Consider the following 9,730-nt stretch of genomic DNA (forward strand, 5'->3'; position numbering starts at 1 on the left):
GCGCGGGGTGGGTGAGCGGGGCGGGGGGTGTGGCGGGGGCCGGGCGGGCGGGGGTGGGGGCCCCGGGGGGGGGGCGGGGCGGGTGACACCCGGCCCGTCCGCCCGCGCGGCTCACGAACTGCGGTGTCGAGCCCTGATGCGCCGCTTGAGGGCACGCCGTTCGGTCTCGCTCGTACCGCCCCAGACCCCGAGGCCCTGATCGGTCTCAAGGGCCCACTCCAGGCACTGCGCCCGGACCGGGCAACCCCGGCAGACCGCCTTGGCCTGCTCGGTCTGCAGGAGCGCCGGACCCGAGGTGCCGATCGGGAAGAACAGTTCCGGGTCCTCTTGGCGGCACGCGGCGCGCTGTCGCCAGTCGTCCATCGAAGTCACCTGCGATCGAAGTCGTTGCGCTTCCGGATGAGTTGTTCCTGATCGGGTCACCGACAGGGCTGAAGTGAAACCGCGTCGGGCGGGCCGGTACCGTGCCGGCGGCCGGGGGCGCCGGCACGTCAGCCCCGCAGGGTCTCCGCGGCCGTAGCCGTCACGGCGGTCGCCACGGCCGCCAGGGCGGGGGAGTCGAGCTTCCACTGCTGCCAGAACAGGGGGACGTCCACGGGGCGTTCCGGAGCGAGCGGGACCAGGCGCCCGTCCGTCAGCAGCTTCCTCGCCTGCACCTCCGGCACCATGCCCCAGCCGAGCCCGGCCACCACCGCGTCGAGGAACCCCTCCGAGGTCGGCACCGCGTGTCGCAGCCGGCTCGCGCCGTCGGGGCCGCGCAGCAGCCGGCGTACGAACGCGTCCTGGAGATCGTCGCGCCGGTCGAAGGTGACCACGGGCGCCCGCGTGAGCCCCTCGCCCAGGGGCATGCCGTCGAGGAAGGCGGCGGCGAATCCCGGACTCGCCGCCGCGAAGTAGCGCATCGAGCCCAGTGACCTGACCGAGCAGCCGGTGACGGCGTCCGACGAGGAGGTCACCGCGGCCATCACCAGCCCTTCCCGCAACAGTTCCGCCGTCACCGTCTCGTCCTCCCGGTGCAGCTCGAAGCAGAACGGCGGCTCCCGCGGCACACGCGTGAGGGCGGGCAGGAACCAGGTGGCGAGCGAGTCGGCGTTGACCGCCACCGTGACGCGTGTCGGCTCCCCGGCGCCGTTCATGCCCAGCTCGGACCGCGCGTCGCGCTCCAGCCGGGCCAGTTGCCGGGCGAACCGTACGACGATCTCCCCGGACTCCGTCGGCCGCACCGGCTTGGTGCGCAGCAGCAGGACCCGGCCCGTGCGCTGCTCCAGCGCCTTCACCCGCTGGCTGACCGCCGACGGCGTCACGTGCAGCGCGGCGGCCGCGGCGTCGAAGGTGCCCTCATCGACCACGGCGAGGAGGGTCCGGACCTGGTCCAGGGGAAGGTCTGTCATCACGAGTGCTAATGATACGTAAGAATCTTTAGCTGGATCCGCGGTGATCCGCTCCCTAGCGTGGACGCCATGTCCACCTCTCTCGCCGCCGCGGCGGCCGGCTTCGGAACCGGTCTGTCCCTCATCGTCGCCATCGGCGCCCAGAACGCCTTCGTCCTGCGCCAGGGCATCCGCCGGGACGCCGTCCTCGCCGTCGTCACGATCTGCGCCCTGTCCGACGCCCTCCTCATCACGCTCGGCGTGGCCGGGGTGGGCGCGCTGGTGGTGGCCTGGCCGGACGCCCTGACCGTCGTCGCCTGGCTCGGTGGCGCCTTCCTGCTCTGCTACGGCGTCCTCGCCGCCCGCCGGGTGCTCAAGCCGGGCGGCGCCCTGGAGACGACGGGCGGCGAGGCCGGCGGCTCCCGGCGGCGTGCGGTCCTCACCTGCCTCGCGATGACCTGGCTCAACCCGCACGTCTACCTCGACACGGTCTTCCTGCTCGGCACCGTCGCCGCCGACCGCGGCCCGATGCGCTGGACCTTCGGTCTCGGGGCGGCGGCGGCCAGCCTGTGCTGGTTCGCCGCGCTGGGCTTCGGAGCCCGGCTGCTCGGCCGCTTCCTGACCCGGCCCGGCGCCTGGCGCGTCCTGGACGGACTCGTCGCCGCCACGATGATCACGCTCGGCGTCACCCTGATCGCGGGAGCCTGACCGCCCGCGACACCACAGCGGGAGCTGCCATAGTGACCCCCGGACAGGAAAGATGTAGCGAGCAACCAGGAACTGCGTGGACACGAGCGAGAGCAGCGACACACCCGAGACGAACGCCAAGGAGGTGGCCGAGACCGAGTCCGCTCCCGACCCGCGGGGCGAGGCCCGGCGCGGCTGGCGCGGCTGGGCGATGGACACCCGCCCGCTGCGCCGGCCCGCCTACCGCCGGCTGTGGTCCTCGACCATCGTCACCGCCGTGGGCAGCCAGCTCACCGCCGTCGCCGTACCCAAGCAGATCTACGACATCACCGGCTCGTCCGCCTGGGTCGGCTACGCCAGCCTCGCCGGGCTGCTGCCCATGGTGGTGTTCGCGCTGTGGGGCGGCGCGGTCGCCGACACCATGGACCGGCGCAGGCTGCTGCTGATCACCAACACCGGGATCGCCGTCACCTCCGTGCTGTTCTGGGTCCAGGCCGCCGCGGGACTCGACTCGGTCGGGGTGCTGATGGTGCTGCTCGCCACCCAGCAGGCGTTCTTCGGCCTCAACGCGCCCGCCCGCACCGCCTCCATCGCCCGCCTCGTCCCGGCCGGCGAACTGGCCGCCGCCAACGCCCTCGGCTCCACCGTCATGCAGACCGGCCTGGTCGCGGGTCCCCTCCTCGCGGGTGCCCTGATACCCGTCATCGGCCTGCCCGAGCTGTACCTGCTCGACGCGCTCGCCCTGTGCGTGACGCTGTGGGCCGTGGCCCGCCTGCCCGCGCTGCCGCCGCTCGACGGCTCGGCCGCCCGGCGCGCGGGGCTGCGCGAGATCCTGGCGGGGTTCCGCTACATCGCCCGCCACAAGGTGCTGCTGCTGTCCTTCCTCGCCGACGTCATCGCGATGGTCTTCGGCATGCCCCGCGCCCTCTTCCCGCAACTGGCCGCCGAGACCTACGCGCCCTACGGGGAGGGTCTCGCGCTGGGCCTGCTCTTCGCGGCCGTCCCCATCGGGGCCGTGCTGGGCGGGCTGCTCTCCGGCACCTTCTCGCGGGCCCGCCGGCACGGCTGGATGGTCATCGGCGCCGTCGTCGCCTGGGGAGCGGCGATCGCCGGCTTCGGGCTGAGCGGCAGCCTCTGGCTCGCGGTGGTGTTCCTGGCCGCGGCGGGCGTCGCCGACATGGTCTCCATGGTCTTCCGCGGCGCCATCCTGCTGTCCGCGGCCACCGACGAGATGCGCGGCCGCATGCAGGGCGTCTTCACGGTCGTCGTCGCGGGCGGCCCGCGCCTGGCCGACGTACTCCACGGCACCGCGGGCGCGGCCTTCGGCCCCCGCACGGCGGTGGCGGGCGGCGGCCTGCTGGTCGTCGCCCTGATGCTGGCCCTGGCGGCCGCGGTACCGGCTCTGCGGCGGTATCGCGTCTGACCGCGGCCGGTCAGATGACCCCTCGGCGGTGCATGCCGTACTGCTCCATCAGTTTGCCGCGGGTGGTCTCCAGCCGGTGGGCGAGGATCTCGGCCACGATCCGGACCAGCGAGAGACCGAGTGCCGGGTCCTCCTCGCACAGCTTGAGCACCGGCTGGGCCTCGAACTCGTAGGCGCGCACCGGGCTGAACGCCTCCGCGCCGAAGTCCCACTGGTACGGCGGGAACAGCCAGGACCAGCCGAGCAGGTCGCCGGCGCCGAGACCGGCGACGGTGACCCGCTGCACGGACGTCACCCGCTGGTCGAGGGAGACCGCGCCGGAGCGGATGACCCAGAAACGGTCGGCCGTGCCGCCCGCCTCGAAGATCCGGGTGTCCTCCGGGAAGGACACCTCCCGGGCGAGGGTCATCAGACGCTGGCGTTGGGGCGGGGGGAGGGCGGTCAGCAGCTTTATCGCTTTGGTCATGGCGCGGGGCTCCTCGCCGGCGATGGTTCCGGGATGTTCCCTCGGGCCTCAGGGCCCTAAGCCCATTTCAGCCGCTGCGGGCGCCGTGAGCACCTCGGCGACGCGGGTTTCGTCCCGCGGGCATGGGAAAGCCCTGGCTGGACGGGGGAAGCCAGCCAGGGCCGCCACATGCGGTATGCGGAGGAGTAAGCCTCGACTCCGCCACCACTGGATGAACCGTAAACCATTCTGGGGCCTTTCGCCCAACCAAAAGCCGGTCACGTGACCTGTTTCACTCCCGCTGCTCCGCCGTCCGGTCCTCGCGCTCCGACCTCACTCCGCGTCCCGCGTGACGACCCTGACGGTGTCGAGACTCCGGTCGGTCGGGTCGGGCAGGTTCATGCCCGCCGCCAGCCCCGAGCGCAGATACCGCAGCACGGGCTCGGTGAGCCGCTCGCCGGGCAGGACGGCGGGAATTCCGGGCGGATACGGCGTGATCATCTCCGCGGCGACCCGGCCGGCCGCCTCGGACCACGGGACGTGCTCGGCCGGGCCGAAGAAGGCGTCCCGTGGCAACAGCCCCTGCGCCAGCCGCAGTTCGGCGGGCGACGGCACCTCTGTCCGCGGAGCGGGCCGCAGGTCGGGCGCGGCACGGGCGAGGTCCTTGAGGGCCGCGAGCAGCTCCCCGGTCGTCGCGCGGTCGTCGCCGTGGGTGATCTGGACGTTGATCCGGCGGTGGTCGGACAGATGGACGTCCACGGACCGGTGCTCGTGCAGCCAGTCGGCGGCCTGGAACCCGGAGACGCCCAGCCCGTCCAGGTCGATGACGACGGGCAGCGGATCGAAGTCGGCGGCGAGGTCCGGGCCGCAGAAGTCCGCCCGGTCGTTGACGTGCATGCCGTCGATCTGTTCGACGGCCGCCCGCACCTCGGCCGCCAGCTCCAGGGCCGCTCCCATCAGCTCCTCGCCGTGCAGGCACATCTGCCGCCGCCAGCCGTCGAGCCCGGCGTACAGCAACACCGAGGGACTGGTCGTGCCCAGCAGATCGGCGCGCGTCTTCAGCAGCTCAGCCGGGACCCGATCGCCCTGGAGGTGGAACACCGAGCCCTGTTCCAGACCGCTGCCCATCTTGTGGACGCTGGTGACGCAGATGTCGGCGCCCGCGTCCATCGCCCAGGACGGCAGCTCCGGATGGAAGGGCAGGTGCGCTCCCCACGCCTCGTCGACCACGAGCGGCAGCGAGCGGCGATGACAGACCTCGGCGATCGCCCGCAGGTCCGCGCAGGCGCCGTACGGCGTCGGGCTGGTGACCAGGGCGCCCTCCGCGTCGGGGTGGATCTCGAAGGCCTTATCGAAGTTCGCGGCGGACGGCGGATGCGCCAGATGCCGCTCGGCGTCCCACTGCGGTTCCACCCACACCGGTTCGATCCCGGCCAGGATCAGGCCCGACACCACCGACTTGTGCGCGTCCCGCCCGATCAGAAGCTTCTCGTGCGGCCCGGCCACGGACAGCATGGCCGCCTTCACCGACAGGGAACTCCCGCACGTCGTGAAGAAGGTGTGCTCGGCGTGGACCGCGTGCGCCATCAGCTCCTCGGCGCGTTCCAGGACCCGGCCCCGGGTGAGCCGGTCGTCGAGCCCGCCCGAGGCCAGCACGTCACCGAGGAACACCGCGTCGCCCAGCACCGCCCGTACGTCGGGGTCGGCGCCGCGCGCCTGCTTGTGCCCGGGTGGGGAGAAGGCCAGGCGGCCCTGGCGGTGATGCTCGGCGAGGGCTTCCAGCACGGGTGCACGGGTGTGATCGACTGCCATGCGGGCCCGGGTTCCCGCCCGGCCGCCGGTCAATCCCGTCGCCCACTGAATGCCCAGGTCAGGCGGGCTCCGTATGGTGCCCCGGAGTCACGATCTCGTCCAGTACGTCGAGCACCGCCTCGTAGGCCAGGCCCCGTACGTGCGCCTCGCGCGCCGCCTCCGGATCGGTGCGCCCCAGATCCTCGCTCCGGGATCGCAGGGTCCGCAGCTCCTCTCGTGCGCAGGCCCTGGCGCGCTGGATGCGCCGCAGCAGTTCGTCCGAGTCCACGACATCCGTCATGTACCCCGCCTACCCGCGCGAGGCCGGACGATGACCCGCCTTCGCCGTCGATCCGTCCGGCCTTTCCTCGACAGCCTCTCCTGGTGTCGCCGAATGCCCGAAAAGGCAGGTTTGGCGCGGCTCCCGGGGGCCAGCCGAAGAGAGAGGGCCGTGCCGTCCGGCGAGGGAGAGGGCCCCATCGACCAGCCGAAGACGTCAGGAGAGCGAAAGGATGCGCCCGAACGCGAACCACTGGAGCGACCGCACAGACAGCACCGACCGCATCGACCGCATCGACCGCATCGACCGCATCGACCGCATCGACCGCACCACCGGGACCGATCCCGTCGACCGAACGGACAGGACCGGCCGTACCGACGCGCCGGCCCCGGTGCACTGTCACGGGCGCGGTCCGTGCCGGCCGTCCGACGTCCGCAGTGCCATACGCCGCGCGGTCGCCGGGCGAGGGCGGGCCACCGGCAGTCCGTACGACGAGGAGGCACTCTCCGACGCCCTGCTCGTCGCCTCGGAACTCACCACCAACGCCATCCTGCACGGGGGCGGCATCACCGACTTCGACGTGGACGTCGACGGGCCGGCCGTACGGGTCTCCGTGAGCGACCGCAGCGACCGGCTGCCCGTCGTCAGTGACCCGCTCGACGACCAGGGGCGGCGCCGGACCGGCGGCCGCGGCTGGCCGATCGTCTGCCGGCTGGCCTGCGACGTCCGGGTGTCCGGGCTGCCGTCCGGCGGCAAGCGGATCACCGCGGTGGTCCCGGTGTCCTGACGGTGGCCACAGCCGTACCAGCGTACTGGCAGTACCAGCCGTACCGTCGGTACCAGCGGTACCAGCACCCCAGCGGTCCGAGCCGCGGACCAGCCGTACCGAACAGCTTTCGGGCGACCGGAGTTTGTTCCTCCGGGCGCAGGGCAGACGGAGGTTCGTGCTTCGGACCGGAGGCGCGCCGACGGGAGCGGTATGACCGCACCGGGGCGCTCCCTGTGCCCCGGACGACAGCCACCCTCCCGTGGTCATTCCCCTGACACGACCGTTCAGGAGCGATTTCGCATGCTCATCGACATGTCGACAAGCCGTCCCCCCACGTCCGCCCCGAACACCACCGGTCACTCGCGCCGGACCCACGACGACGCTCCCGACACCGCACGTCTCTTCGTCCGGCTGACCACGATGGAGGAGGGGCCCGAGCGGGACGCCGTCCGCGACGAGATCGTCACCGCCTGGCTGCCCATGGCCCACCGGATCGCCGGCCGCTTCCGCGACCGCGGCGAGGCCATCGAGGACCTCCGGCAGGTGGCGGCACTCGGCCTGGTGAAGGCCGTCGACCGCTTCGACCCGGAACGCGGGGCCTTCGAGAGCTACGCCGTCCCCACCATCACCGGCGAGATCAAGCGGCACTTCCGGGACCGGATGTGGGCCCTGCGGGTGCCCCGCCGGGTGCAGGAACTGCGCAACAAGGTGCGCCTGGCCCGACGCGAACTGGCCCAGACCCCCGGCGCTCCCGAGCCGTCGACCGCCGACCTCGCCGCCCACACCGGCCTCACGGACGACGAGGTCGCCGCGGGGCTCGAGGCACTGGAGAGCTTCAGCACCCTGTCGCTGGACGCCGAACTCCCCGCCGGCGACGACGGCTACAGCCTCGTGGACACCCTCGGTGGTCCCGACGTCTCCTACGACATCGTGGTCGACCGCGAGTCCGCCAAGGAGAGCCTGCGCCGGCTGCCGGAACGCGAGCGGGCGATCCTCTACATGCGTTTCTTCGAGGACATGACGCAGAGCCGCATCGCCGACCGGCTCGGCATCTCCCAGATGCACGTCTCCCGGCTCATCAGCCGCAGCTGCGCCCAGGTGCGCCAGGAGGCCATGGACCGACCGGGCGACCGCGGCTGAGCCGGCCACCGCGAGCCGTACGCACCCAACCGTTTAGGACAAGGAGCCTGTTGATGCTGATGCCTCACCCTGCCGTCCTGCGCACCCTCGTCGACGAGTACGAGGCGGCGACGGCGACCGGATCCACCGCGGTCGACACACGGGCGCAGGACCTGGCGTACACGCTGTGCGTCTCCACCGGGACCCGCGAGGTGAGCCAGGCCCTGGAGGTGGCCCGGGGCTGGCTGGCCGCGGCCACCGCCGGCGACGCCACGACCCATGCCACGACCCATGCCACGACCCGCCGCACCGCCGACGACGGGTCCCGCGTGTACGCCTGACAGGCCGGCCCTCGGGCGCCCCGCCGCGGCTCATCCGCGGGGGGGCGCCCGTGTGTGCGGCGCGGTGCGGTGGCCGGGTGCGCGGTCGCCGGGTGTGCGGTGCCGAAGCCGGGGCATCCGGGTCCCCGGGACTCTTCCAGGAGGTTGACATGAACGCGAGTGCCCTGGCGCGCAGCGGCCGTATCGAGGCCGAGCGCGCGGCGCGGGGTTCGGTCACGCGGGGGGCCGCGCGGGCCGGACTGGCCGCGCGCGGAGTGATCTACCTGCTCGTCGGGGCGCTGGCGCTCCAGATCGCCTACGGCGACAACAAGAAGCGGCAGGCCGACCGGCAGGGCGCCCTCGCCGAGATAGCCGGCAGACCCTTCGGCTCCGTGCTGCTCTGGGCCCTGGGCGTCGGGCTGGTCGGCATGGCGCTGTGGCGGCTGTCCGAGGTGGTCTTCGGCTCGGTCGGACCGGACGGCCGTACGGCGAAGAAACGGCTGATGGCGCTCGCCCGCTGCGTCTTCTACTCCTTCGTCGCCTACTCCGTCCTCGCCTTCGCCGCGGGATCGGGCGACGGGGGAGGGTCGAGCGACGAGCAGTCCCGTGACGTCACCGCCCGGGTGCTGGAGCTTCCCGCGGGGCGGTGGATCGTCGCCGCGGCCGGCGCCGGGATCGTCGTCGGCGGAATCTGGATCGGCGGCCGGGCCCTGCTCCGCAAGTACCGGAAGAACCTGCGGCTCGGGCAGATGTCTCCTCGGACGCGCCGCCTGGTGGACGTCACCGGTGTGGCCGGCGGCGCAGCGCGCGGCCTGGTGTTCGCGGCGGCGGGCGCCTTCGCCGTACGCGCGGCCGTCGACTACGAGCCCGACAAGGCCAAGGGACTCGACGACACGCTGCGCTCTTTCGCCGAGACGTCCGCCGGGCCGGGGCTGCTGGCCTGCGTCGCGGCCGGTCTGGTGCTGTTCGGGGTGTTCTCCTTCGCGATGGCACGCTGGCGGAAGGTCTGAACATGCCGTGGGCGGGGAACCCGGGGGAGATGAACGAATCCGAGTTCCCGCCGGACGGACGGCCCGTGGACATGTACCTCGACCTCCTGCGCGTCCGCATGGACAGCGAGGACTTCGCGATGCTGCTCAAGGTCGTCGCGCCCGCCCTGCGTGCCCTCGACGAACAATCCGCCGAGACTCTCGACTTCGCCCTCGATCCGCAGGAGACCGAGGAGCTGCCCCAGGAGATCCGCGACGAGGCCGCCCTGGTCATCGCCACGGCCGTCACCGGCCGGCTGGACAACCAGCTCGTCGAGATCCAGGTCGACGGCACCGGCCCGGTCCGCGTGGTCACCGACGCGGTGACCGCCTCCGACCCGGATCGCCTCGCCGAGATCGCCGGCTGCATCCAGCAGCGCCAGAACGACACGGAGGAGCTCCGCGGCATCGCGGCGGCGAGCGGCTTGCCGACGGACTTCTGACACCGTCCACCGCAGACCACCCCGGGCGCCCGCCCGGCGCCGACCGGCGCCGGGC

Annotated in this window: 12 protein-coding genes; 7 read left to right on the forward strand and 5 right to left on the reverse strand. The window is 72.8% G+C overall.

The genetic code is table 11. The features are described 5' to 3' along the window. Positions 1–111: 111 nt before the first annotated feature. Complete coding sequence (locus ACFWJX_RS27105) at positions 112–363, reverse strand: WhiB family transcriptional regulator (RefSeq protein ID WP_383248181.1); 252 nt, start codon at positions 361–363, stop codon at positions 112–114. Between the two features lie 128 nt (positions 364–491). Continuing rightward, positions 492–1,391: a LysR family transcriptional regulator ArgP gene (locus tag ACFWJX_RS27110; protein WP_383248183.1), complete on the reverse strand. Its 900-nt coding sequence runs from the start codon at positions 1,389–1,391 to the stop codon at positions 492–494. A 69-nt stretch (positions 1,392–1,460) separates the two neighbouring features. Between ACFWJX_RS27110 and ACFWJX_RS27115 the strand changes: the two genes are divergently transcribed. Together ACFWJX_RS27115 and ACFWJX_RS27120 are read left to right on the forward strand one after the other, a co-directional pair. Beyond that, complete coding sequence (locus ACFWJX_RS27115) at positions 1,461–2,078, forward strand: LysE/ArgO family amino acid transporter (protein ID WP_383248185.1); 618 nt, start codon at positions 1,461–1,463, stop codon at positions 2,076–2,078. Between the two features lie 76 nt (positions 2,079–2,154). Beyond that, positions 2,155–3,480, forward strand: coding sequence for an MFS transporter (locus tag ACFWJX_RS27120; RefSeq protein ID WP_383248187.1), 1,326 nt, complete (start codon positions 2,155–2,157; stop codon positions 3,478–3,480). 10 nt (positions 3,481–3,490) lie between these two features. Here the strand turns inward: ACFWJX_RS27120 and ACFWJX_RS27125 are convergent, their stop codons facing one another. The 3 genes from ACFWJX_RS27125 to ACFWJX_RS27135 all read right to left on the reverse strand — a co-directional run bounded on the left by ACFWJX_RS27125 (position 3,491) and on the right by ACFWJX_RS27135 (position 6,017). After that, the gene (locus ACFWJX_RS27125) at positions 3,491–3,946 is read right to left on the reverse strand and encodes a cyclic nucleotide-binding domain-containing protein (RefSeq protein ID WP_383248189.1); all 456 of its coding nucleotides are present in this window, start codon (positions 3,944–3,946) and stop codon (positions 3,491–3,493) included. 312 nt (positions 3,947–4,258) lie between these two features. Next, positions 4,259–5,737: an aminotransferase class I/II-fold pyridoxal phosphate-dependent enzyme gene (locus ACFWJX_RS27130; protein WP_383248191.1), complete on the reverse strand. Its 1,479-nt coding sequence runs from the start codon at positions 5,735–5,737 to the stop codon at positions 4,259–4,261. Between the two features lie 58 nt (positions 5,738–5,795). Beyond that, positions 5,796–6,017: a hypothetical protein gene (locus ACFWJX_RS27135; RefSeq protein ID WP_383248193.1), complete on the reverse strand. Its 222-nt coding sequence runs from the start codon at positions 6,015–6,017 to the stop codon at positions 5,796–5,798. Between the two features lie 370 nt (positions 6,018–6,387). On the opposite strand from ACFWJX_RS27135, the gene ACFWJX_RS27140 reads away from it, so the two are divergent. The 5 genes from ACFWJX_RS27140 (at position 6,388) to ACFWJX_RS27160 (ending at position 9,675) form a co-directional block, all read left to right on the forward strand. Further along, a complete protein-coding gene (locus tag ACFWJX_RS27140) occupies positions 6,388–6,783 on the forward strand; it encodes an ATP-binding protein (protein WP_383248231.1) in 396 nt (131 codons plus the stop codon). 282 nt (positions 6,784–7,065) lie between these two features. Beyond that, positions 7,066–7,905, forward strand: coding sequence for a SigB/SigF/SigG family RNA polymerase sigma factor (locus ACFWJX_RS27145; RefSeq protein ID WP_383248195.1), 840 nt, complete (start codon positions 7,066–7,068; stop codon positions 7,903–7,905). A 53-nt stretch (positions 7,906–7,958) separates the two neighbouring features. Next, positions 7,959–8,225: a DUF5133 domain-containing protein gene (locus ACFWJX_RS27150; RefSeq protein WP_383248197.1), complete on the forward strand. Its 267-nt coding sequence runs from the start codon at positions 7,959–7,961 to the stop codon at positions 8,223–8,225. A gap of 149 nt (positions 8,226–8,374) precedes the next feature. Next, positions 8,375–9,214, forward strand: a complete 840-nt coding sequence (locus ACFWJX_RS27155; protein WP_383248199.1) for a DUF1206 domain-containing protein — start codon at positions 8,375–8,377, stop codon at positions 9,212–9,214. 29 nt (positions 9,215–9,243) lie between these two features. Further along, entirely contained in the window at positions 9,244–9,675 is a 432-nt protein-coding gene (locus tag ACFWJX_RS27160; protein ID WP_383248200.1) for a hypothetical protein, read from the forward strand. Positions 9,676–9,730 lie beyond the last annotated feature (55 nt).

The sequence above is a fragment of the Streptomyces sp. NPDC058335 genome, from assembly GCF_042723915.1.
Taxonomy (GTDB): Bacteria; Actinomycetota; Actinomycetes; order Streptomycetales; family Streptomycetaceae; genus Streptomyces.

What these genes read in the sequence shown, in the direction of transcription:
- ACFWJX_RS27105 (WP_383248181.1), bottom strand. Translation starts at nt 363, where the DNA reads ATGGACGACTGGCGACAGCGCGCCGCGTGCCGCCAAGAGGACCCGGAA.
- ACFWJX_RS27110 (WP_383248183.1), bottom strand. Translation starts at nt 1,391, where the DNA reads ATGACAGACCTTCCCCTGGACCAGGTCCGGACCCTCCTCGCCGTGGTC.
- ACFWJX_RS27115 (WP_383248185.1), top strand. Translation starts at nt 1,461, where the DNA reads ATGTCCACCTCTCTCGCCGCCGCGGCGGCCGGCTTCGGAACCGGTCTG.
- ACFWJX_RS27125 (WP_383248189.1), bottom strand. Translation starts at nt 3,946, where the DNA reads ATGACCAAAGCGATAAAGCTGCTGACCGCCCTCCCCCCGCCCCAACGC.
- ACFWJX_RS27130 (WP_383248191.1), bottom strand. Translation starts at nt 5,737, where the DNA reads ATGGCAGTCGATCACACCCGTGCACCCGTGCTGGAAGCCCTCGCCGAG.
- ACFWJX_RS27135 (WP_383248193.1), bottom strand. Translation starts at nt 6,017, where the DNA reads ATGACGGATGTCGTGGACTCGGACGAACTGCTGCGGCGCATCCAGCGC.
- ACFWJX_RS27145 (WP_383248195.1), top strand. Translation starts at nt 7,066, where the DNA reads ATGCTCATCGACATGTCGACAAGCCGTCCCCCCACGTCCGCCCCGAAC.
- ACFWJX_RS27150 (WP_383248197.1), top strand. Translation starts at nt 7,959, where the DNA reads ATGCTGATGCCTCACCCTGCCGTCCTGCGCACCCTCGTCGACGAGTAC.
- ACFWJX_RS27155 (WP_383248199.1), top strand. Translation starts at nt 8,375, where the DNA reads ATGAACGCGAGTGCCCTGGCGCGCAGCGGCCGTATCGAGGCCGAGCGC.
- ACFWJX_RS27160 (WP_383248200.1), top strand. Translation starts at nt 9,244, where the DNA reads ATGAACGAATCCGAGTTCCCGCCGGACGGACGGCCCGTGGACATGTAC.